Genomic DNA, 24,506 nt, shown 5'->3' with positions numbered 1-24,506 from the left:
TGACAGACCTCCTACCGATTAGACATTTCTGTCAATATGTCAGCAAACTCTTCCGCTTGATTGGCTACTGCAATCGGATCGTAAGGCCAGAAGAACTCTGTATCCATTTGATAGGTCTGTTCTTTTTTGACAGATTCTAGACTCTTCCAAATAGAATTGTTTTTATCAAATGTTCCGCCGTTGCTTTCATCAATGAAAATGTAGTCTCCTGCATATTCAGGAAGGGTTTCATAAGAAATGACTTCATACCCTGTCTTACTTTTTAAAATCGTATCTCTGACCTGTTTTGGCGGGTTTACCTGTAATTGCTCATATAATGCCTGCCCGCCTCGATAAATACCGTTACCATATACATAGACATCATTTTTAAAAGCGCCCATGATCGAGACCGTATCATTCTCTTTTAAAGCAGACTTCACTTTTTTCCTAGCAGCCTCAATTCGTTGATCGAAGGCGGTGAGGAATGCTTTTCCTTCCTCTTCTTTATTTAAAATTTTTGCCAGCGTCGTTAATTCTTCATGTGCATCTTTGAAAGAACCGTAAGGATACACGATGGTAGGCGCTATTTTTTTGTACACATCATAGACTTTTTCATCCTGTACGGCTGTGATAATCAGATCAGGCTTTAAGCTAAGTGCTTTTTCAGCTGAACGCTCGTCACTGATGTCCTCTATTCCTTTTATCTTGCCCTTTAAGTGTACGTTCTTTAAATCCTGCGTGGTCGATCCAACAGGCTGAACGTCAAGTGCAATCACACTCCCTAAATATCCATCTACAAGAATTCGTTTAGGTTCAGCTGGAATCTCTATCTTTCCTTTCACTGTTTCAACCGTTTTCGTTTCTTGCTTTGATTCTGCTGTTTTGGCTTGTTCTTTATTGCCACAAGCCGTCAATATCATTAGAAGAATGACAGCACATATCCAATACGTCTTTTTCATCTCCATATTCCTCCTTCATTTTCGCCACTACAAATGAGAATAGTTATCAATTACTAGTCTCATGTATTCTATCAACCTCACCCGTAGTGGTCTATGGAGGATTCTCGCAACTTACATATGGACAATTGTTGGATAGGCTGGCTGTGTCAACTGAGAGACAAACCGGTCCATCAAAAGAAGTGCACGCTCTCCTTCATCAAATCGAAACTCCTCCAGTTTTACTGGATAAAAGGTACCATTTTTCACAGCCGATAATTGACGAAGAACATCACTTTCTTCCATTCGCTTGTCCATTTGCTTATACCACCCATATTGGTCAGAGACAATAAAAAACATATGATCCGCCTCGTATTCTCCAAGTCTCTCTAAAGGAATGACTGTATGTTGATTAGGAAGAAGAACTTCTTCTAAAATGGCTTTTGGAGGTTTTAAGCCAAGCGTTTCGTAAAGATAGAAGGCCCCTCTTGCCTCATAGGACCACATATACACTTTGTCATGTCCTCTCATTTCATAGATTGCAACGGTCTCGCCTTTTTCTCTAAAGGAAGACAGGGTGTTTCTTGCCTGTTGACTAAGTTGTTCAAATCGTTTCACCCAATCGTTTGCCTCATTTTCTCTTCCTAAAAGGCGTCCTATAGACAGTACATCTTGTACAGCATGATGACCAGCGTATGGCAGAACAAGAACAGGTGCGATTTGCTCCAATCGCTTGATCAATGCAGGTTTTGAATAATAATAGTTAGGGACGATGATGACATCTAATTGAAGTGATTTAAAGACGTCATCAGGCGTATGTTCATTTATGATAAGCGAACTGGCCAGATGTTCTTTGAGTATATCTGAATGGAGATCGGTTTCTTCGTCAATACAAACAGGCTCAATGCCTATTGCAACCAATAACCCGACAAATTGAAAAGCAGCAATCCGCTCTGGTCTTCGGTTCATTCGAAACTGACTGGGCGTTCTTCCTGTTTTTTGACGGAACTTCCTGCTGAAATATAAACTGTCTGCATACCCGACTTGCCGTGCTATGATTTGAATTTGATCGTCTGTTTGCAGAAGACGTTTTTTGGCTTCGTCTATTCGAATTTGTGCAATGTATTCTGTCACACTCATCCCCATACTTTGTTTGAAAAAGGTAGAAAAGTAACTCTCATGAAACCCCATCTTATGAGCTAAGTCTTTTCTTGTTAGTTTTTGATCATAATGCTCAGCCATATACTGCAAGATCATGTTAATCGAATAATGCACTTTTTCGTTGTATGGCTTGGATTGTTTGCGGAAAATGAACATGATTTCTTCCAGCCATTTCGCCTGTTCTTGTATGATTTGGCTCGTCTGTATTTGTTTGATGTAAGAAAAAAGGACGGCAGAGCCTTTCACAACTTCCCCGTTATCAGGGAGATGATCGTGATTCACCTTATAGACCAATTCATTTTGTGCATCATGTGCCAGAGTGAATTGGTCAAATGTGACCGTATAGATCACTACTTGCTCGCTGGATAAAGATTCAACCATGACATCTATTCCTGAGCGGATCAACACACTGTCTTTTGCATTTAGCTCATATCGAATTCCTTCCATGTCAACTCTCACCGCACCGTCCGTAGTCAAGAACATCAGTGAAGATGTTTGCCATGAGTCCGTTTGTTTCACAGAAAGAGATCGTTTACTGCTTTCTTTCATGCGAAGAATTGTATGATTATAGGCGGTCATTTTCTCTTTCTCCTTCCATATAAAAAAGTGCTAAAATAAACCATTTTAGCACTTCAATGTCTGACTGAATGGTGATTATCGCGCTCCAGCCGTTTGTAATTCTTTGTTTTTCTCTTTAAAGCGTTCATTATGTGAAGACACGTACGCTACTTTTTCTGCTTCTGGTTCGATGTATAGCTTTGCGCTATTGAGTGCATTGACTCCATCAACAAACGTACCGGCAATTAAACGCACTTTACTTTTATGTGTGCATAAGTCGCCAACTGCATAGACGCCAGGTAAATTGGTTTCCATCTTTTCATTGACCTCGATGAGTCCCCACTCACCTTGCTTGAGTCCCCATTCTGATAGAACGCTTAAATCACCTTTCATGCCATGGTTGACGATGACAGCATCGGTTTCGATTCGTTCGATGTCGCCTGTTTCTAAGTGCTGAATGGTGACGGCTTCAATTTTGTCACCTTGACCATGAAGCTCTGTGAGTTCATGCGGTGTGAGAATGCGAGCACTAGATGCTTTCATGTTGGCGACGTTTTTTTCATGTCCACCAAACATATCACGACGATGCACAACGGTCACACTTTCAGCAATTGGAACGAGGGCATTGGCCCAATCAACAGCTGAATCTCCGCCTCCAGAGATGACCACCCGCTTTCCTGCAAACGTCTTTAGCTCCTGCACAGTGTAATAAAGGTTTGTTACTTCATAACGGTCTGCATGCTCGATTTCAAGTTTTCGCTGAACTGGAATTCCGTGACCCATCGCTAAGATGAGGGTCTTTGTCAAATGACGATCGCCATTTTCAGCCGTCAGCAGGATATGACCATTCTCATCCCGCTCGAATTGCGTGATTTTTTGATTCAACGCAATCTCTGGTTCAAATGTTTTCGCCTGCGTTTCTAGCTGCTGGATCAGCTGTTCACCTCTTGTTGGTGGCAAACCACCCACATCCCATATGACTTTTTCAGGATATAAGAGGATTTTTCCGCCAAGGCTTTCGTTATACTCCAGTACCTTCGTCTTTAAATCCCGCATCCCACTATAAAAGGCGGTGTACATTCCTGCTGGACCGCCGCCAATAATGGTAACGTCAAACAATTCAAGTTGTTCTGTCATTTGAGTCCCTCCAGTTTTTCATCGATTGATCTATTTATAAGTGATATTGATTCTCATTATCATATGTACCTATTGTAGTCTACTCTGGTGAAGGGAATCAATAGCTTTCTGCAAAAAAAGAACAGGACGAGCGCTTTCTCGTCCTGTCAGCCATCACACAATCGTTAATCCAAGGTCCTTTAATTCCAGCGAAACAAGTCTTGCAATCGCATCTGCCCCTTCTTTTGTAAAGTGCGTGCGATCCTCTATACCTGTTGACAGCATAAAGTAAGAAGTCGTTTTCTCTATGCCGGAAATTTGATAAAACTGGAGACTAACTGTATTTAAATCAACGAGAAGAACTTCTTCTTCATCGGCAAGTTCTTTCATAGCGGCACAGTAATCAGGGAAATCATTGATATATTCTCCGTCTTTTTCATGAAAGCGGCCGACTGGCGTTAATAAAAGCGGTGTAGCTCCTTTCGCTCTTGCTCCGTGAATATATTGAGACAAATAGCTTTTATACGTTGTGAAAGGATCTGTATGCCGTTCGGGCTTCTCCGTTGAAGCATCATTGTGCCCCATTTGTGTGAAAAGCCAGTCCCCAGGCTGAATGTCAGCCAATATTTTATCAAGCCGTCCTTCTTCAATGAATGTTTTTGAGCTTCTTCCACCGATTGCGCGGTTGTCGACGCTCACACCCTGCGCTGTGTAGCGATGTAAAAACTCTCCCCACCCTCCTTGAACAGGACGATCTGGGTAAGATGAAACGGTTGAATCACCAGCTAAATAGATGGTTGTCATGTTCATACGCCTCCTTTTTCATCTAGCCACTCTAATAAGCGATGCGGACATCCAAGTGGCTGCTGAAAAGATATGAAACAATCAGCATCGCTACTTCATTCATTCTCTTTTTAATGATCAAAACCCTGCTTACCGGTAGATGTGAATACATTAAATATGCGGCGGAAGTTCTACTTTTGTCTCAACGGCTTGCTTTAACGCCTGAAGCATATAGCCAATTCCTTTATATGGAGCCAGCGGATAAATCGCTGTCTGATGAGGAAGTAATAACGGATCGATCACCTTTCGATATTTTTTTCCACCTAGTATCACTAATTCATCATATGCAGTGAGATGTTTTTCATGAAATTGCTGACTTAGTGCTTTTCTTGTTATCTGATCAGTATGCGGTGTACCAAAAGCCACATCATAATTTTCATGAATAATATCATCTGCCTTTAAGAATCCATGCTTCGCTGAAATAATTAGGTAGTCTGAAAAGAACGTTCGGGCATAGCTTTTCGTACGCTGATGCAGCGGACTTAAATAAACGAGGTTCGCCGGCTGGCTCCCTGCCTCTGGATGGACGTCCCATATTTTCTTCGCCCCACATGGAATGATACAAACTCGCTTCACTTGATTTTCTCCTTCCTTCGTTGATACATCCGATACAACATACAACCTAGCGCTGTGCCAAGTGTATTTAAGAGAATATCATCTATATCGCTGCTTCTTGTAATCATACCAGATTGTGAGAATATCCATTGAAGGATTTCGATGATCGCTGACAAGATCAACCCAGCCAGCACCGCCTTTTGAAAGCGACATGTCCGAAAGGCTTGATATAGAAAAAAACCGAGCGGCACAAATAAGAGAATGTTCCCTGCCACATTTAACAAGACAAGGTTTGGATAGCCATGCTGAAAGGCGTGTAGGTTTTGTTGAATGGAGTGGAAGGGAATCAGATTGACGCTCACTTGATCTTTTGGTGCCGAAAAGCGATTCGGAAAGACCGTTAAATAAAAGAGAACATTCGTATATACAAATAGAAAAGCAAGGACCATTTCTGTTCGTAAATAGATAAAACGTTGCTGCTTTTTTGCCAGTCTATATCTCATATTTAGATAGAACGGGACGAGCAGAAGAAAATAAGCCATTGAAAACATAGCACTGGATGTCATACAAATAGCTGCCCCTTTCTTACATCATGCTTGACCATATTACAGGTTATTCAAGCTTTCCTGTATCTATTCATCACTTATTCTCACAATTCATGCGATATTGACAAATCGTCATTTTCTCGGTATACTGACTGACATTCAGTCATTTTAAGGTCGGTGATCCTGTGTCAAAACGAGAAAAAATTATGCTTGCTGCGATTGATGCCTTTAAAGAGAAGGGAATTGAAAAGACGACTATATCGGATATTGTGAAAACAGCAGGAGTAGCGCAAGGAACTTTTTATTTATATTTTCCTTCAAAGCTGTCTGTCATGCCTGCCATCGCTGAACATCTAATCGCACAGATGGTCCCTGCCATTGAAAAGGAACTCACTCAGCATGCGGATGTACTTGATCAAGCAGATGCGCTAGTTGAATTTATTTTCTCTTTTACAAGACAATACCGTGATGTTCTTGCCCTAACGTATTCAGGTTTAGCTGCCACCGAGCATTTAAAGGAATGGGAAGATATTTATGAACCGATTTACAAATGGGTCGCTTCTTTTTTAGAAAAGGCAAAACAGGACAAAAGAGTACGTGCGAACTTGAACTGTCAATATGCTGCGAAATTCATTATCGGTTTACTTGAATCATCAGCTGAGCAAATGTACTTATTTACAGAAACAGATACAGAAGAGGTTCTGATTCAAAAACGAGAGGTGAAGCAATTTCTCCTTTACGCACTTGGCATAGAGACACCTTAACTTAGTACAGCACTTGCTGTACGCTCTTTTTTGGTTTCAAAATGACGAATCGTCAGTTTTCAGTTTTAGGAGGAAATACGATGAAAAAAAGCTGGATGTATGTTGCACTCACATGTTTATTTGAATTACTTTGGGTGTTTGGTTTAAATAGAGCTGATGCTGTGTGGGAGTGGGCGATCATTATCTGCCTGATCCCGGTTGATTTTTATTTTTTAATGAAAGCCTGCGAGAAGCTGCCGACAGGGACTGTGTACGCCGTGTTTGCAGGAGTTGGAACGATTGGTACATCTTTGATGGATTATGCGCTGTTCGGCGGTTCGTTTTCATTAGAAAAGCTTTTATTTATGGGCATTTTAATTCTCGGAATTATTGGACTGAAGGTGTCTGATGGAGATGCACATGAGCAGAAAGGAGAAGCGGTATAAATGGGCTGGTTTTTTGTACTGTTGGCCTCTGCCTGTGAAATTGGCGGAACCATTGGCCTCAATATGTTTAGTAAGAAAAAGCAACTCACGACAGGCATTATATTTGTCGGCGGATTTGCCTTATCCTTTTTGTTTTTGTACGCCTCGTTCTCTTCCGTTCAAGTCTCCGTTGCCTATACGGTTTGGATTGGACTTGGAACAGCGGGTTCTGTCTTGTTTAATATGATTCTATTTAAAGAGCCGAAAAACATGATTCGTATCCTCAGCTTGCTGCTGATTGTGATTGGCGTCGTTGGGCTGAAGTTGTTTGCGTAATAGAAAAAGCAATGGAATAGATTATCCATTGCTTTTTAAGTTAATTTTTATACTTTTCTTGGTACGCTTTAAATTGTTCTTCGTATTTTTGCAACTTTTTCCCATCGACTTTTGAATTTAATTTCGGTTTCCGCTTTCCAATTACCATTACATCTTTATCTACAATAGGACTTGATAAAAAGATGTATGGTGCAAAACGATCACACTTCGTATTTGGAAGGGTGACGGATAATCTAGCGTATTCTTCTGTCGGGAATTGGTTTGAAATATCAAGTTCCTCGAGTCCCTCTAATGCCGATATTGGCTCTAAAGACTCGTCCTTCACTTTTATATTTGATAAGCACAGATATTTTAAATTCTTGAGGTATCTTAAAGGTTCTAGAGTATTTAAATTTAATGTATTCCAAATCCCACCTGACAATTGCAACCATTCTAAACCAGTGTTTTTTTGCAAAGGGGCTATGTCATTCAACTTTGAAAAATCTGTTAAGGATAAAGATTTTAAAAAAGTGTTTTTTGATAGATCCCATAAACTTTGTGCCTTTGTATTCCATTCAAGTGACAATACCTCAACATCTTGAAGAGAACTGATGATTGATAAATCTTCTACTCTCAGTTCACGCATATAGAGCATTTTGGGATTAACTAAGCTCAAGATCGTATTGAATTCCTTTTGGCTCACTTTGTAAATCCACAATTTCGTCAGGTTAGAAAAAGAGTTCAACCTTTCAATATTTTTAATTTTACCTGTGATTACTAACTCAGTGGCATTTTCATCTACATCGGCTAAATCATGAACAGCTTCTGGTCGTGCATCATGACGAAAAATATATTCAGGGTCTTCTTTTAACATTCTTTTACCTCCACACCTACAAATGATGGATATCTAAATGAATTTTATCAGAGTTTTTCCGAAGAAACAGGGAAAGGGATAAAATCTAGATGGTCTTCTTTGGTCCGTTTAACCACAATCCGCCGATGATTAAGTCTATTTTCAATCCATTTTATAAAATCTTTATCATCTAAAATATGGAGCAACAACATATCAACGACTTCGCTTTCACTATACTCCATATATTCTGCACAGGTCTTGACGATAGCTTGTACTCTTTCATATAAACAAATAAAAGAACTCCAATTCATATACGAATTAGAGTCCTCATTATATGACTAATACAATTTTCCCACCTTAAAACCGAACCCGTTCATTAAAGATCTTGCTTTTTTATTTCTCGTTTAATGTGGATCATGCTGCTCAAGCAAGAAATCCATTGCGTAAATCGATTCGCCTTTTTCATCCAATAAAAAGTACACAATCAAAGGCTCTCCAAAGGACCCTGTCTGCTGCGTGAACAAAACACATGTGAATTTTTCAATACCTATCGGAATCTTCCTTCTTAATAAAGGATGAAGAATAGGCGAAGTCCGAATTGTATCTATATCCACATCCCAACGTTCGTTTTTTAAAGTGGGATAATGTTCTACTAACAATTGGTGTAACATGTCGGTCGTGAGCGTTGCTTTTCCATCAAACTCATCATCTATTATGTTGGTGTTATACATCCGACGGTTGCTTATCCTTTGAAGCATTGATTCGTATTCCTTTTAAGACAAATCGTTTCTGGCCATCAAGAGTACAAGTGATCAATGTCAGTTCATTTTTCCCGCGATCCTTTAGTACATCAACATCCGTCGATTCTATCGTAGCTGAGCTGACAATTTTGTATTCGTATGTTTCTGCTTGATGATGTAAGACGACTTTTTCTCCTTTAGGCACCTCTGGCAGCTGTCGGAAAAGCCGGTCGCCTCTATACCCTCTATGGCCTGCAATCGTGAAATTTCCTTCCCCTGGCATTTGATGAGATTTAATTTGAGTCAGTGCAATACTTAAATTTTCTTTTGTTGTAACAGGAAGCACTTTTTCGTTTAAATCAATTGACGGGATCTCAAGCTCCATCGTATCTCGCAGGTCTTCTTCTGACACAGTTAAATGTGGAATAGAAGAAAGGGCATCACTGTCATTTTCTTCAATCATTTTCAATGCCTCTTCCATGGCTGTTGCCTCTTGAGACGTTCGCCACTCATATAGAAAAGGAACGGAGATAAGCATTAGTCCTGCGACCACCAAAAAGCTGCCTAATAAGGTTCTTTTTTTCATCAATACACTCGTTCCTTCCTTTTACTGAATGGTCCTTCTTCTGACTACAAGAAGAACAGTTCCAGACACTACTAGTAAAATCCCTGCATACATCAAATAACGTAGCCATTCTTCTCCCGTCTTTGGCAATTCACCGTTTGAATCATGAGGCGGATGTTGATCCCCTTGATCTGAGGCTGGGGGATTCGTGTGGTCCTCTTCATTCTTCATTGGAGCATTTTTTACAATCAATGTCTTGATCTCCACTTCGCCCATTTGAATTGTAAAAGCGAGTGGTTTTTTTAACGCTACATAACCATTTGGAGCTTTCGTCTCTGTGAGTGTATATTCACCAGGTTTAAGCCCTTTGACAATGGCTTCTCCGTCTTTTCCTGTTGTCACAGATTTGATGATTTTCCCGGCTTTTGTACGAATGTCGAAGGCTGCACCTTTTAAGGTTCTATCAGTCTGCTGGTCTACCTTTATGATACGCAGACTTCCTAAAATCAAGTGATTCTTCGCTGTTACTTGAAGAGGCTTCTGCTGATTTTTCTCAATCGTAAACCGGATCGGCTGATCATCTAATTCATAGCCGTGAGGCGCTTTCGTTTCAACGAATTGATATTCTCCCGGTTTTAGATCGTTGATGTGAAGCTTTCCTTTTTGATCCGTTACAAGTGATTTCTTCAACGTTTTCCCGTCTTTACTCTGAAGAGCAAACTCTGCGTTTTCCAGCGTGTGTCCTTCAGCATCCACTTTGGTCAGTTCCACTGCTCCCGGCGTCAGTTTGTTGATCATTTCTACTTTTGCTGGTTTGTCTTGACCTAAACGAATCGTAAATGAGACAGGTGTCTGATCCAATTCATAGCCGGCAATGCTTGCTGTTTCGACAAATTGGTAGGTTCCTGGCTTCAGTTGATCGACTGTCAGTTGACCGTTTTTGTCTGTCTTTAAGTCTTTCTTCACACGCTGATCGTGCGCATCAATCAGGTCAAAGGTCACGCCAGCGAGCAATTGACCATCCTCCCCTTTTTTCTCAAGCTTCACAGCACTTGTCGTCCGAATATTTTCTTTCGTCACTTTCACCAGTTGATTTGGATTGAAATCAATCTTGAAGTCTACTGGTTCTGCATCAAGTTGATGTCCAAAAGGAGCCTTCGTTTCAACCAATTGGTAAGCGCCTGGTTTCAAATCGTTGACAGTGATGATGCCTTTTTCATTTGTTGTTAAACCTGACATCAATTCTTTACCATCGTCATTGAAAAGTGTAAATTCTGCGCCTTTCAATCTTTCTTGTTCTTCCCCTATTTTAGTTAGTTCTACAGAACCTTTCTTGAGCTGATTGATGGCCTCCACTTGAATCAAGTCTTTTTGACCTAATTCAACTTCAAAGACAAGTGGTTTCGCACTCAATTCATAGCCTTCAAGACTCTTTCTTTCAACAAATTGATAGGTTCCAGGTTTAAGACCTGTGAAGGTAATCTTTCCATCCTGATTGGTTGTAATCCCTTCTCCTCCTGCCACTATCTTTCCTTTGGCATCAGATAGATCAAAGACAACCCCTTCTAATGATTTCCCATCTTCGCCTGTTTTGTGTAATAGCACTCCGCCAGTTGTGCGGCTATTTTCTTTTGTCACACTGACCAGCTTCTCAGGGTTAAATGGAATAGCAAAAGTGACAGGTGTTTCGTCAAGCTCATGACCGAATGGCGCCTTCGTTTCAACAAACTGATAGGTTCCAGGTTTCAGATTGTTGACGATGATCTTCCCGTTCTCATCTGTGACAAGACCTGTTTTTATCTCTTTTCCATTTGCATCTACTAGCTTGAATTCTGCTCCTTCAAGCACATCATTCTTTTCACCGAGTTTCGTGAGCTGGACAGCTCCAGTTTTGAGATCATTGATCACTTTGATCTCTGCCGGTTTTTTTTGTGCGATTTCGATGGTAAACGGATAAGGTTTATTTTTCTTTTGGTAACCATCAATACTCTCTGTCTCCACAAGCTGATATTTGCCCGGTTTGAGGTCATCGACCAACAGCTTCCCATCTTCATCTGTTGTCAAATCTTTACGCACGACTTTGTCATTTTGATCCAAGACTTCAAATCGAACACCTTGAAGCTTCTTGCCATCTTCCCCTTCTTTCATCACTTCTAATGCACTTGTTTCATAGAGGTTCTTTTGTGAAATGATGACTGGTTCTTTTGGATCGAGTGGTACTTCAAATGTGATGGGTGTTTCATCTAATACATAACCGTCTGGTGCGTTTGTTTCGATGAGCTGATACGAACCCGGTCTTAGTTCATTGATCGTGATCTTGCCATCTTTTCCTGTGACAAGCGCACCATTTAGCTCATGCCCATCTTGATCTAAGAGCTTGAACTGTGCACCTTCTAGTCTCTCTCCGCCTTCACCTATTTTGCTCAATTCTGCAGAGCCTTTGATGATGTCATTTACTGCGGTGACAACCGTTGTTTCTGTTTGATTTTCTTTAATGGTGAACGGCCATTTTTGCTGATTTAATTGATAGCCTTTCGGTGCGTTTGTTTCAACAAAATAATAGGAACCTGGCTCAAGATGTTTGAATAGGATTTCTCCTTTTTCATCCGTTTTCAAATGGGTTTGGACGGTATCTCCAGATTCATTTTTCAGTTCAAATTCTGCATTTTCTAATGCCGCACCCGTTTCTTTGTCTTTTTTCGTGAGCTTCACATGCTGGCGGATTTCTTGGTTTTGCACCGTCATGCTGTTTCCTATTTTCGTTTGATCTCCTGATTCGTAAGGCTGATCAATCGTGACATTGATCGGTTCCTTCGTTTTCAAATAACCATCAGGTGCTTTCTCTTCTGTCACGATATAGTCACCATACAGAAGACGATCAAATCGAAGAGCTCCTTCTTCATCTGTTGTCTTTGTTCCAATGACGATACCGCTCGCAGCATCTGTCAGAGAAAAGGTTGCTCCTTTTAGCGCTTTTCCACCACTCGCATCTACCTTTTTAATGGTTAAAGCGCCAATCGCTCCTGTGCCATCTCCCATGCCAGCGGTACGTTTGACCACAATTGAGGCTTCGGATTCCTTTTTGATTTCTTTTACATTTTCACCTCTAAACGTTACTTCGTTTTGAAGTGTACTTCCCACCTTATCTAAAATGAGAGATTGGTATTCTAAAATATAGGGTCTCGTGATTTCTTCTTTAAATTTGATTTGAAAAGAATCTGGATCGAATTCAAGGTCTAGTTCATAATCCTTCCCTTTTTCCAGCTCATCCTTTTTAGTCACTTGCCCTTTTTCATCTATTGTTGTCGAATACAGATGAAATGAGTTTTCTATTATGGCTTGATTACTGCTCGGATGGTCTATAATCGTCGCATCTTGGACTGTTGATTGACCAAAGTTGATATTCAGTTTCCAATCAATGACTTTCCCTTGTTGATTTCCTGATTTGCTCGTGTATTTCCCTCCATTTGGAATGGACACCACAGCATTCACGTCTGATTCTTTCGTCTTCCCATCATAAAGAGTCGCTTTATTTTCGTAGGTTTTCTGTACTAAATCCATTCCTTCAACACTTGTTTGATACGTGATTTTGTATGGGGAATCAATGGCATGTTTGAAAATGACTTCGAAGCCTGATTCTCCCTTTTCATTTTCGAGGAATTTGATGTCATAATGTTCTTTCGCTAATACTTCTTTTTCTTCCGCACCATTTTCCCCGCCTTGTAAATCAAGCGAGTAGACGATGATTGACTCTTTAAGCAAACGCTGATTTCCTTGAATGAAATCCTCGATTTTCGCCTCTTCTAGATGTTTCAAATTATAGTTCACACCGATATTCCATGTGATCTCTTTTTTCTTTGCATCATATGTTCCATTCTTGAACCCATTTGACTGCGTGTATGTGTCAGGCGTAAAGACAGATTGGTTTTCCTTCGTCAAATCCTTGCCATCTTCATTTACCCATTCAAGTTTTACATGGTTACGCAGGTTCTTTTGATCTTTATCTGCTCTTTTTTCATAATCAAAAGACGTTGTATATGTGATGGTATGTTCTGTCTTGATTTCTTTCGTAAATTGAATATCAAATCCATTTGCATGTTCAACGATTTGATAATCTGTGCCTTCTTCAAGCACTGTATTACCTGTCGTCACTTTTAAACTATCTTTTTGCAGCGTCAATCCTTCGTTGGTAAACGTATCTTTTAATATCACGTTGTTCATGGTTTGTTGATCTTTGTTGAAGATGATACGCCATGGAATGGTCTTGTTCTTGTAATCCGGTGTTCCGTGGTCTTTCGTTAGGATTTGCTGATCAATTCTTTGCTTCCCTTGTTCGCTCTCTTTGCCAGCTGTTACAGTATTGATAATGTCTTCAGCTTCGAAAATTCGCTCGGTTGCTTTTGTTTGATATGTGATCAGGTAAGCCGAGTGGATATCTTGATTGAATTGCAAGGTAAACCCGTTTTGTTCATCCTTTTTTTGAGGTTGAACCACATAATCTTCAAACGCTTTTGTTCCTGATTCTTTGCCATTCTCATCAATTGTGACTTCTTTGACTTGAATTGAATCAGATATTAGCGCCTGTGTACCGTTAAAGAAGTCTTCTATTAAAGCATCCTTTTGAGCCAGCTTTTTTTCGTTATAGTTATACCGAATTTCCCAAGTAATCGTTTGAGTGACTGGATCGTAGTGGGCGGCTTTTTTATTTAAAGGACTGCCTCTTGTCACATTCACTGTTCCTTCTGCTGAACTAATCTCTTTATCAGCAGAGACAAGGGACGCTTTATTACGAAACACAGACTGATCTTGATTCGTAATGTCCGTTTCATACATTAAACGGTAAGCGAGATGCACGTCATCTTTAAATTCGATCGTGAAATCTTGACCATCTGCTGTTTGGCCGATGGTGTAGTGATTTTCGTCAAGCAGCTGTCCAAGCGATGTTTCACCATTTAGCTTTGTATCTACACGATAAAGCTTGATTGAATCTTTTTTTAACGCTTGACCTTCTTGAATCGGATCTAACAGTTTCGCTTGTTTCACATCATCTAAGTCCATATTAAAATCGACTGTCCATTGAATGGTTTCAGCATTGTAAGATCGATTGGGTTCTCCCTTTTTAGAGACATTCGGACCATTTGGAATGAATTGAATCGGAATCGATATCGTATCTTTGCCTTCAATCGGGGTAATCACCACTTCTTTTTCTTCAGTGATCACTGTTTGTTTATCTAATTGTGTCCATACTTGAAGTGTTCCTTGGATATTTGAATATTGTTTAATAAAATCTGTGAATTCGATAGAGGCATTTCCGCTTTCATCTACAGAAAAATAACCGATGATCGATTGATTAAATTTCATCTCGAGTCGATCGATTTTTTCGTAAATGACTAATTCCTCTGGAACCTTGAAATGGAATTCATCCCCGCCATTATAGTTATGACCATTCGGGATGGCCCACTTATAGTTAATGGAAATCAGTGAGTTGACGTCAGGCTTATCAACTGAATTACCTTCCTGATCTTCAAAAATTAATTTCGCATCAGTAAGGAGATTTTCTTGTATCTGCATTTGTTTTGAAACACTTTGCAGCCCTACACGCTTAGACACGTTCACTTTGTTTTTTAGTAACTCATCTTCATCGCTTTGTGTCTTTTGAACAGTTTCTTGATTGTTAGCAGCTTTGTCTTTCTCCGATGAGGTTGAATCATCTTTTGAAAGATTTTCTTTATGCTCATTTTGCTTTGTTTTCTCTTTTTTCTCAGCTATACTGGTGACGTCAATATCTATAGATCCTTCTAAATTCGGATCAAGCTCAATATCCTCATTGAATGTGACAGTCACTTCATTTTGTTTTGAAACGGTATACTCACCAACAGGGATGTCATCGACAGTAATGAGTTCTTTCTGCTCCTTCTCTACCTGCATGACTGAAGGAAGAGAGAGAATATACGGATATTGCTTTTTGAGATCAATTCCTTTGATAGACCAATGCACAATGGCCTTTCTAACTTGCTGATCTTCTATGCTTGATAACTTGTTGCCTTCGCTATCAGCAAACTCAATATTCCCATAAATATTCTCTTGAATGTCTTTAGCTTGTGCCCCTGCTAAAGGCAAGATTCCTAATATACTAGACTGTATGACTAACACCGCAATGAGAGCCAATGACAATATTCTTTTCAATACATCCACCCTTTTCTAAAATTAATTTTCAACAATGACAAAAAAATCAGTTGTATACTGTCAGATCGATCACTCCGCTTCTGATCAAATATTTTCTAAAAAAATGCACCTTAAGACCCTATGAATAAGATGAGTTGATCAATCATGAATTGAAAGGAAATCATGAGTAGTGGGTATAGTAAATAGATAGGGGTCTATAGCAATGGGGAATAGTGAGAGGGAACATGAAAAGAATAAATGTGAATTTTTCTATTTATACTGGAATGAACAACAAATGATTAGTACATGCATATATAAGCATGTATTCACATATAGAACGTTCATATAAAACAAGCATGTATCATATGGTATGTATGGTGAGATAGTTCAGCATCATATAGATCGCATTCCTTCTACTCCCTTCCATATGGTAATCAAAAAGCCGATGCTTTTTATTCTTACTTTTACCGTTTGAGCAGCAAAAAGATAAACAAAATGATCCATTTTTATGGGATTCATGGCATACTTATCATCTTTTAAAAGAAAGATATGGAGAATCAGGGTATAACATTTGTTTTCGTCTAATTTTTTTCTCTTTTATTATGAAAAGTGAAGACAAAACGATTTAGCCTAAACATTAAAATCATTTTATGCCTATTTAGAAATTAAAATGTTCTTTAAGTGAACTTCATAATATAAAGGCAAGCCAAGGGAAGGAGTTAGTTGTTTAATGGAGCTCATTGATAATAAATCAAAGAGATGGATAAAAATTCTAAAACTGCTTGTATCAAAAGATAAGTGGTGGAGCCTTCAAGAGATATCGAATGAACAAATCGGTTCGGTTCGTGCCATTCAAAACGATTTAGAACAAATGAAGTCGTTCCAAACAGAGAACGGTGAGCCGTTAATCCGCATAAAGCCAAGACAAGGCATATCCATTTGTTATACACAGACGATACGAGTCGACTACTATATCAAAGAAATTCTAAAAGATACGATTGAAATTCGATTGATTGACGGCGTTTTCTTTGAACAAAACAGGTCTTTTTATGAATGGATGGACACGCTGAATATCAGTAGATCCACATTGTATAACACCATACATAAAATCAATTCGCTTCTTACCTCGTATGACATTGAGTTACGACCAGATAGTATGCAGTTCCATGGAAATGAGAAGGAGATTCGTCAATTTTTTGTGGAATTTTTGTTTGAAGTTTATGGAAGCAGGCTTTGGCCATTCGATGATATTCAAAAGCAAGAAGCAGTTGATTTTTTACAAAAGCTATTTCAGGTGCTCGAAGTCAATCTACCTGATGTGGCTTTAGATAAATTTTGCCTATGGCTCGCCGTTTCCATACACCGATTGAGGAAAAATTTTACCATACGACGCAATTATAGGTACTCAATGGATAAGGAAAAACAAACATCTACAGCTAAAGGTATCTATAAACAAATCAAAAACTTGGAAGAACACGTTTGCCAAATGACAAAGGACACTTTTGGTGTTACATTGGATCGTCACGAATTTGTCTTTTTATTATTGATTGAACCAGCTATTGGCCATTATAAATCAATTGAAACGGTCGAAGAAAAATTGACGTTCTTTCAATCGCATACACCACAGCTCTTTGAAGCCATTCATTCCTTTATCAATCAATTGGAGTTGATTTTTCATCAAGAGGTGGCTAATCGCAAGGCGATGACACTGATTCTTCTCCAATATTATGTGTATTCTAGGGAAATTACCGTAAGAGATGGATTCCTTTTCAAAAAGAAATCGAGTTATTTATCAGAGGTAAAAAAACAGCTTCCTTACTTCTATTCGAGGATTACTCATATCATCCAAGAGTTAAAAACAGACGATATACTCGCTTCTTTTGTGAAAAATGAACGAGAATTGATTCGTATCATTACTTCTAACTGGAGAGGGCTTGTTCATTTGGAAATGGATCGGAGAAACGTGTTGAACATTTTTGTCATTTCAACATTAGGTTATAATCATAGTTTGTTTATTGCGGATTTAATTAAATTAAGATTGCCTCCTCTCATTCATATTTTCACAAGTCCAGAAAATACATTAAATGAACTGACAATGGATCGACTTGGGATTGATATGATTGTGACCGATACTGAGCTTCCTCATCAATTAGGACGGTCTACGCTGCTGATCAGCTCTTTTCCAACAAAGAAAGAATTGGACAACTTGCAATCAAGATTGGTTGATATGACAAACTAAGTTTCACCAAAAAAGCTGCTGAGACATGCTCAAGCAGCTTTTTGGTTCTGTATTAATGAAGCACGATTTGTTCATTCATCAAATCAATGGCGTAAAGCGATTGCTCATATTCATCTAATAAAAGGTATACTTTGAGCGGGGCAGTGGTTTGATCTGTTTGCTGCGTGAATAGGACACAAGTGAATTTTTCAATCCCATCTGGCAGCTTGCTTTTCAGAAAAGGATGAAGAATAGGAGAGATTCGAAGGGTATCAACATCTTTCAGCCAAAGCTCATCTTGTAACGCAGGATAATGGTCAACCAAAAACTGACGAAACACTTCCAATGTACTCAAGGTAGATATCCTCACTTTCTTCTAACTTGGCTTCAAACTCACCTAAAAACAAACGGAACCAACTCATCATATGATCTCGGTACACGTATTTTCGCATACGGCTTGAGACACAATCACTCACTTTTTAGACATGAACTGTAGATCGACTGTACTGTCACGAATGTTTAATATGTATAACGTTTCCTATGTCATCTCATTGACTCCACCACGAATCCAAACAATGGACCTATGATCATATTCTTACCTGTTTTCTTTCGTGATGAAACGACAACTTCCTGCTACAATATTCCATTTTTCTGCAAAAAAGAGGGAGATGGGACAAAAAAAGAACAGCACTGACTGTTCTTCTGATAGCGTAAAATGCCAATTCAAATATCCTGTAAAGGAATGACTTCCCCGCTCACTGCATCCACTCCATCATGACAATCTAGTTTTCCACATAAGACATACTGCTTTTCTGTAAAATCATATACATAGATGGGGGTCAGCTCTAACCGATCTTTTAATTTTTCGAAGGCTTCTTGTTTTGTCAGGGTGATTTCGCCAGGGGGTTGGAGTTCATCCAACATGCCACACTCCTTAAACATTTCTTTTCTATCTATGTAATTAACGGCTTCAAATGTAAGGGCATCAATGAATATCAAGATTTTATCTGTAAGCAAGCTTTTCTCTTGTCTATTTGCTTTTACTGTTGCATGAATGTAATGATCACGATGAAGAGAAATGCAAACCCATTTTCCGGTGTCGTTAGGATATTCCTGACTCAACAATTTTTGAACTGCTTTCAAACACTTATCTTTTTCTTCCTCTGTTATGGGCATTGTATCTGGTGAGGGTTCAATTGAAAAGGCTTGATCATCTGAGATGTCTTCTTGAATATTTAATTCCTTTCTTACAAAAGGTTCAGTTATTGGTTCATCCCATTTGATGATTTGGTTGATATTGAGACATTGATGTTCCTGTATCGTACCTTCAAACGGGAGGATTCCGGTTCCATCATTCTTTACATACACTTCTTCTAACGCATAAATTGGACGAATTTTATTCTGATCAAAGGAAGGCCATTCGATTCGTTGCACTTGCTGAAGGGCTAAGCTTTCAATCTTCTCAATGAGCAACGTATATTTTTCAGCCCTGTGCTTTTTTATAGAAACAAATGGGCCGTGAAGAACAAAGTAAATGAGTTGTCCATGTTCATCCCATTTCACATCAATCATGCCCGAAGGGGTCACTGGTACACCAGCAATTTTTTCCTCAAAAATAAGCTCCCCTTTTTCCTCCTTATGCAAGTGAAAGTGCTCTCCATATATCAACCCTGTTTCTTGTTCAATCCATTTGATGGCGTCATTCTGACCGCTATCAAAGCACACACCCTCCTTTGCATATGTTTTACCCATGACAAAAACAGCACTCTCAACCTTTCCTGTATTCAAATTCACTTCTATCACGGCTGTGCCATCCGGGTTTAAATCTTCGTCCACAGGTGCCGTTTGATGTGGAGGAAACCATTCCATACACAATTTATAAATTGTTTCATTAAACATATTCACATTTCGGTAATACTCGTAGTTTTTTAAACAATAATCATCTAAGCCGAACTTCTTTCTTGTATCATCTATTAGATGCTGTAGAGTTTCATTCATTTGTTTCACCTCAATCTGTTAAGTGATTATCTTATGGAAGGACGAATATGACGATAAAGCCGAATAGGATGATGATGGTCAAGAAACCTAAAGCCATTGCCATCATATTTGACTCTTTTGTATAACCTTTTAATTCGTGTTTCTCAGTAGATCGATCGATTTTTCTAATTCGAAAAAGCATACTTACATTGATAAGAGCTAAAGAAATAACCAAGAAGAAAATGAGAAAAATAGGTTCTATGTCAAAGAATGGATTCGGTATATTTTGAATATTAAACGACTGAAAGAACATAAGTCCACTCAATATCAATTTCCAAATATTCTCCATCTTTTTTTCTTTGTACCATTCTTTACCCAGTTTCTCCTTTTCATAAATAGCTACCTGCTCGAAAAGAGGAATGAAAGACTTTGTTGTTCCTTTTTTGATAAAGCCCAATACACCTTGAAAAAGCATTAGAATGCCTAAACAAAAAAAGAAATGTGTAAATCGTATTTCAGAAATTTGAATAATCATAAAAAAGATCACCATCATGATGCCAAATATTAAATTAGACGCTGCTATTTGTTTTATTCGCATCTTTTTTAATACAGCTTGTTCCATACTATACTCCTCCCCGTTCAAATGGTTTGATAATCGCTCTATCTGTACTACGTTTTTATCGGAAAAATGTTTCAATATTTTTCCTTTCTATTGTGAATTTGGTTTTTCACACACGAAAAAAGTAAAGAGTAATTCCCTTTACTTTTTCGCTTGCCTCTATGGGTTTAGTCCTATTCTCAAACCGCTGAATTGACTGCTTACTCATTTTCATGGACTGTCTAATCAGTTGATATTAGTGTTTAAAAATTCCCCTTCACAATCGTTCTTTTGGCTTTCTTGACAATTCTGCTAGTTGCTTTTGTATCAGAATCTTTTAACCACTGTTCACACAGGTTTATGACCCAATTTGGTTGTGTTTTACTAGCGTCATTGAGCCAGTTTCCTACAGAATCTTGAACATATGTTGATGGATCAGATTTGAGCAAGTCTAGAATAGGCTGTGCCCTCATTGGCTCTTGTTTTAATGACTCAATATGCTTTGTCCAAACACCTCTTGGGCGAATAGCTTCTACTGAGAATCGGCGAATATTTTCATCATTACTTTTAGCCCATGCTGTTAAATGTTCTATACTTTGATCGAGCTGATCCGTTAGGCTTTCTCTCACTGACATCCACGCAATTTCTCGAACTCCAAAATGAGGATCAGCTGCAAATGGTTGAATGTACGCCAATTTCTCTTCCAAAGTTGATAAACGGGGTTTGTTCATATAAGCAGCCCAACAGCGGACGCTATCAGATACATGGTGAGTAAACGCCTGTAGCACTTCCGCTTGTTTTTCCCCATTCTCTTTCTGCAACACTTCATCTAACAATTGACCGATGAGACGAATTGCTTTCATTCCAGACTCAGCCTTTTGTTGAGTGACATCAGATGATACATCGTCTAAATGATGGTCTAAACCAACGGATGGCAAAACATGATGTAATAACGTCAGATGATTGACAGCCAGCCATTCAGTTAAATTCACACTCTCTATTTTTCCTTGATTCAAAAGGAACAAGACGTCATGAGGGATATCAGTCCCCTTTCGAGCACCTTTTCGATTGATGATCTCTTCGCTGATTTGCATTTATTTTCTCTCCTCGTCTAGTGGTGCTTTTGTTTGATATTCATCGTTTTTAAAAGAAATATATGAATGCCTTCAATCTTTGGATATTGCCCCCTATTGTATCAAATAAACCACTTTACTGGTGCATTCTTCAAACCAAAAAGGAACTACCCAAAATAAGTAGTCCCTTCCATACAAAATTGAATTTAAGTTACCTTCCTTGCTCGATCACCTTCAAACTCTTCTGCTGAGAGATTCTGTCAAACGCCACCATCAAGATGGTCATGAGTAAAGCGAGAAGAACCGTTCCAGCACTGATCCAGCTCAGGTGCAATATAGATGTCCTGCTCAATACAATCCCCCCTAACCCCGAGCCTAAAGCAAATCCGAATTGAATAAATGATGTATTAACACTTAATGCGATATCAGGAGATTTTGGAACAAGGGTTACTAGATATAGCTGCTGAGCTGGTGATGTACTCCATGTTGCGATCATCCATATCATGATAACAGCCACCATGACCACGAGATTCCCTGTGACAAATGCTAGTAGCATGAGCATCATGATTTGCAAGATGATGCCAGAAAAAATCGTGAAGATGGGCCCTTTTTTATCTGCTGCCATCCCTCCAAGGCTTGATCCTAAAAAGCTGCATATTCCCGCTAGTAACAAAATGCCACTGATTTCTGTGATGCTTAGGTTGGCTGATTTTTGGAGGAAAGGCGTTAAATAGGTAAATAAAGTCGAATATCCCCCTACATAGAATAACGTGACTGCCACTGCAAGCAATATTCGCTTGTCTTTTAAAATCGATAATTGCATACGAAGCGTCACCGGTTCTTGTTCTTTCATAGAAGGGATCCGCCTATACACCACAATTAGCGGAATAAGCGTGATCACTCCAATGGCTGCGAATAATGCTTTCCATCCGATCATACTGCTTAGAAATGTCCCGATTGGAACGCCTAAAACCAAGGAGCTGCTTAATCCCATTAAAATGATGCCAATCGCTGTTCCTCTTTTTTCTCGTTCCACAAGACGAGTTGCCACAGCCATTGCCACTACAATCGCCGTTCCCCCACTGATTCCTTGTAAAATTCTTGTGATCATGACCATTTCAAACGAATGGCTGATACTTGTGATAAAGTTACTTAAAATAAAAATGATCAGCGCCCATGTTAATATTTTTCTGCGGTCCATATTGATGGTTAGTGCAATGACAATCGGTGCGCCGATTGCGGCCGAAAGTGCTAAAGATGTGACCAATAAGCCAGCAGTAGACGTTGTGACATGTAAATCATGTGCGACCATTTGAATAATGCCAGTAATGATGTATTCGATCGTTCCGATTAAAAAAGCTGCTAAAGCAAGTAAATAGACAACGGTTTTATTTTTCATCGTGACGTTTCTCCTTTGGGCCATGTTTACGATTTGATTTCATTTTTAATAGGAATTTGAATTTCAATGAGTCTGCCTTCTTCATTTTCTGACAATGGGTAATAGATTTCTCGGCCCGGCTGATCATCTTTCACGCGGTATCCGTTATGTTCGATCCATGTCGCCAGGTCAACACAAGCAGTTTGTGCGGATGGAGAATGTGAATGAAATAAGAGTGTCGCCATGGTGTCTTCTGCAGGTAACGTACGAATTGTCATTCCCTGAGGAAGCGAGCACCTGAACGATTTGACGGAATACCCCACCTCAAATTCGAACTCACTTTCTTTATCCAGTGATTCTCTCCATAGCACCACTTGCGGTCCCGAGATCGATTCTTGTTGATGTTTATGTAATAAATGATGAAACATTTGAAAGAATGAAGGGATTTCTTCAACAGTTCCGTTGGATTGAAAAGACATGATGCGTTTGCTTTCAACCGATTTGATGATGACCTCCTGTTCTTTTTCAACACACCCCTCTCGTTTGATGAGGTGCATCCGCTCCTTAATACGCGCTAATTTCTGTTGTTCTCTTTCGATCAATTGCTGAATCTCACTCTCTTTCAAGAGAAACATGCCCTGAATTTGCTCTACCGAAATATCTTCACGAAGAAGCTGCCCCATTTGTTTTAACGTAAAGCCTAATTCCTTATAGAGAAAAATTCGATTGACCTCAAGCAGCTGCTCAGCTGAGTAATAACGGTATCCCGAATCTTGATCGATCTGTTTAGGTTTTAATAAATCGATCTGGTCATAGTACCTTAAGGTTTTGACAGGGACTTTACTTAACATAGAAAAATCGCCAATCTTGAACATCCTGATCTCCTCCGATTTGTTGATCTGATCACAGTATAAACCTTTCAGTAAAGGGGAAAGTCAATAGAAGATTTTAAAATACAATTTATTCGCATATAAAAAAGCCCTATCTCAAATAGGGCTCGTTGTTTGATGAATTTTATTTGTCCTCCAAAATATGTTTAGCCGCTTCTAGTGCTGAAGCTGCTTTAGGCCATCCGATATAAAAACTAAGATGAGTGATGACTTCAATCAATTCGTTCTTCGTGACACCATTTTCTTTGGCAAGATGTAAATGGTATTCCAGCTGATTCAGACTGCCCGTACTTACTAAAGCTGAGACTGTAATCATACTGCGATCTCTAAGAGAAAGTTCCTCCCTTCTCCATAAATCTCCAAAGAGAACTTTTTCTGAATACTCAACAAATGCTGGAGCAAAATCTCCGAGAGTGAATTTTACAGTTTGCTTGATTGGTTGATGCATAGCTATTTCCCCTTTCAATCGTTCCGTTACTTGATCATCTGCGCAAGCCCTTCTCCAAAGGACCAATTTTCCAAGCCTGTCTCAATCAGCATAATGAATACATTTTCTTTTGATATATGGAGTTTGTTATACAACTGGTCAGCTATTTCCTTATATAAAGATTGCTTCTGTCCCTCGGTTCTTCCTGAACCACATGTAATTTGGATATATAAAAGACAATGATCTCTTTCATGACGAACAAGATAATGGGGATCATAAAAAAATTCTTCTTTCTTATGTGAACTGAATACCTGAAAGTAGTCTTTTTTAGGAACTTGAAATTCTTTTATCAGAGCCTTCATGATCGTTTGGCTAATAGAAGTTAAGCTTTCTTTATCGTACTCATCTTCCATATAATTGACTTTTACAAATGGCATGTATGTCATC

Annotated in this window: 22 protein-coding genes; 4 read left to right on the top strand and 18 right to left on the bottom strand. The window is 39.1% G+C overall.

All coding sequences use genetic code 11. From position 1 onward, the window contains the following. Positions 1–11 precede the first annotated feature (11 nt). From NST01_RS04135 to NST01_RS04110, 6 genes are all read right to left on the bottom strand, one after another. The gene (locus NST01_RS04135) at positions 12–938 is read right to left on the bottom strand and encodes an ABC transporter substrate-binding protein (RefSeq protein WP_326115537.1); all 927 of its coding nucleotides are present in this window, start codon (positions 936–938) and stop codon (positions 12–14) included. A gap of 111 nt (positions 939–1,049) precedes the next feature. Next, positions 1,050–2,654, bottom strand: a complete 1,605-nt coding sequence (locus NST01_RS04130) for an AraC family transcriptional regulator (protein WP_326115538.1) — start codon at positions 2,652–2,654, stop codon at positions 1,050–1,052. A gap of 75 nt (positions 2,655–2,729) precedes the next feature. After that, positions 2,730–3,770: an NAD(P)/FAD-dependent oxidoreductase gene (locus NST01_RS04125; RefSeq protein WP_007496663.1), complete on the bottom strand. Its 1,041-nt coding sequence runs from the start codon at positions 3,768–3,770 to the stop codon at positions 2,730–2,732. A gap of 153 nt (positions 3,771–3,923) precedes the next feature. Beyond that, positions 3,924–4,553, bottom strand: a complete 630-nt coding sequence (locus tag NST01_RS04120) for a rhamnogalacturonan acetylesterase (RefSeq protein WP_017358823.1) — start codon at positions 4,551–4,553, stop codon at positions 3,924–3,926. Between the two features lie 150 nt (positions 4,554–4,703). Continuing rightward, complete coding sequence (locus NST01_RS04115; RefSeq protein WP_079919255.1) at positions 4,704–5,168, bottom strand: DUF6884 domain-containing protein; 465 nt, start codon at positions 5,166–5,168, stop codon at positions 4,704–4,706. Continuing rightward, complete coding sequence (locus NST01_RS04110) at positions 5,165–5,713, bottom strand: VanZ family protein (protein ID WP_017358821.1); 549 nt, start codon at positions 5,711–5,713, stop codon at positions 5,165–5,167. Before NST01_RS04110 ends, NST01_RS04115 begins: the two co-directional genes overlap by 4 nt. A gap of 164 nt (positions 5,714–5,877) precedes the next feature. Between NST01_RS04110 and NST01_RS04105 the strand changes: the two genes are divergently transcribed. The 3 genes from NST01_RS04105 (at position 5,878) to NST01_RS04095 (ending at position 7,196) form a co-directional block, all read left to right on the top strand. Beyond that, a complete protein-coding gene (locus NST01_RS04105) occupies positions 5,878–6,456 on the top strand; it encodes a TetR family transcriptional regulator (protein ID WP_008341700.1) in 579 nt (192 codons plus the stop codon). 80 nt (positions 6,457–6,536) lie between these two features. Further along, a complete protein-coding gene (locus NST01_RS04100) occupies positions 6,537–6,881 on the top strand; it encodes a DMT family transporter (RefSeq protein WP_003217798.1) in 345 nt (114 codons plus the stop codon). Beyond that, positions 6,882–7,196, top strand: a complete 315-nt coding sequence (locus tag NST01_RS04095; RefSeq protein ID WP_017358818.1) for a DMT family transporter — start codon at positions 6,882–6,884, stop codon at positions 7,194–7,196. Positions 7,197–7,236: 40 nt separating this feature from the next. On the opposite strand, the gene NST01_RS04090 is transcribed toward NST01_RS04095, so the two are convergent. From NST01_RS04090 to NST01_RS04075, 4 genes are all read right to left on the bottom strand, one after another. Further along, entirely contained in the window at positions 7,237–8,049 is an 813-nt protein-coding gene (locus NST01_RS04090; protein ID WP_326115542.1) for a leucine-rich repeat domain-containing protein, read from the bottom strand. 383 nt (positions 8,050–8,432) lie between these two features. Then, entirely contained in the window at positions 8,433–8,759 is a 327-nt protein-coding gene (locus NST01_RS04085; protein ID WP_035703717.1) for a hypothetical protein, read from the bottom strand. Further along, positions 8,752–9,354 (bottom strand): class D sortase, encoded by a 603-nt coding sequence (locus tag NST01_RS04080; protein WP_341041566.1) that lies wholly within the window; start codon positions 9,352–9,354, stop codon positions 8,752–8,754. The genes NST01_RS04085 and NST01_RS04080 overlap by 8 nt, the downstream gene beginning before the upstream one ends. Positions 9,355–9,375: 21 nt before the next feature. Further along, positions 9,376–15,528 carry a SpaA isopeptide-forming pilin-related protein gene (locus tag NST01_RS04075; RefSeq protein ID WP_341041565.1) on the bottom strand — a complete coding sequence of 2,051 codons (6,153 nt, stop codon included), beginning with the start codon at positions 15,526–15,528 and terminating at the stop codon, positions 9,376–9,378. 700 nt (positions 15,529–16,228) lie between these two features. Between NST01_RS04075 and NST01_RS04070 the strand changes: the two genes are divergently transcribed. Next, positions 16,229–17,737, top strand: a complete 1,509-nt coding sequence (locus tag NST01_RS04070; RefSeq protein WP_035391314.1) for a helix-turn-helix domain-containing protein — start codon at positions 16,229–16,231, stop codon at positions 17,735–17,737. A 52-nt stretch (positions 17,738–17,789) separates the two neighbouring features. Here NST01_RS04070 and NST01_RS04065 read toward each other — a convergent pair whose 3' ends face one another. From NST01_RS04065 to NST01_RS04030, 8 genes are all read right to left on the bottom strand, one after another. After that, positions 17,790–18,071: a hypothetical protein gene (locus NST01_RS04065; protein WP_008341718.1), complete on the bottom strand. Its 282-nt coding sequence runs from the start codon at positions 18,069–18,071 to the stop codon at positions 17,790–17,792. Positions 18,072–18,439: 368 nt separating this feature from the next. Then, positions 18,440–19,714 carry a hypothetical protein gene (locus tag NST01_RS04060; RefSeq protein WP_282900563.1) on the bottom strand — a complete coding sequence of 425 codons (1,275 nt, stop codon included), beginning with the start codon at positions 19,712–19,714 and terminating at the stop codon, positions 18,440–18,442. A gap of 31 nt (positions 19,715–19,745) precedes the next feature. Further along, a complete protein-coding gene (locus NST01_RS04055) occupies positions 19,746–20,315 on the bottom strand; it encodes a hypothetical protein (RefSeq protein WP_046526911.1) in 570 nt (189 codons plus the stop codon). Between the two features lie 239 nt (positions 20,316–20,554). Then, entirely contained in the window at positions 20,555–21,385 is an 831-nt protein-coding gene (locus NST01_RS04050) for a DNA alkylation repair protein (RefSeq protein ID WP_046526910.1), read from the bottom strand. A 190-nt stretch (positions 21,386–21,575) separates the two neighbouring features. Continuing rightward, on the bottom strand, positions 21,576–22,763 hold the full coding sequence (locus tag NST01_RS04045) for an MFS transporter (RefSeq protein WP_058336520.1): 1,188 nt from the start codon (positions 22,761–22,763) through the stop codon (positions 21,576–21,578). Between the two features lie 26 nt (positions 22,764–22,789). Continuing rightward, complete coding sequence (locus NST01_RS04040) at positions 22,790–23,617, bottom strand: MerR family transcriptional regulator (protein WP_046526908.1); 828 nt, start codon at positions 23,615–23,617, stop codon at positions 22,790–22,792. Between the two features lie 139 nt (positions 23,618–23,756). After that, the gene (locus NST01_RS04035; RefSeq protein WP_046526907.1) at positions 23,757–24,080 is read right to left on the bottom strand and encodes a carboxymuconolactone decarboxylase family protein; all 324 of its coding nucleotides are present in this window, start codon (positions 24,078–24,080) and stop codon (positions 23,757–23,759) included. 26 nt (positions 24,081–24,106) lie between these two features. Beyond that, positions 24,107–24,496: a tautomerase family protein gene (locus tag NST01_RS04030; RefSeq protein ID WP_046526906.1), complete on the bottom strand. Its 390-nt coding sequence runs from the start codon at positions 24,494–24,496 to the stop codon at positions 24,107–24,109. Between the last annotated feature and the right edge of the window lie 10 nt (positions 24,497–24,506).

Source organism: Bacillus sp. FSL R7-0166, assembly GCF_038008935.1.
Lineage (GTDB): Bacteria > Bacillota > Bacilli > Bacillales > Bacillaceae > Bacillus > Bacillus altitudinis.
Note: the sequence above shows the minus strand (reverse complement) of the source record. Positions and strands in the feature narration are given on the sequence as shown.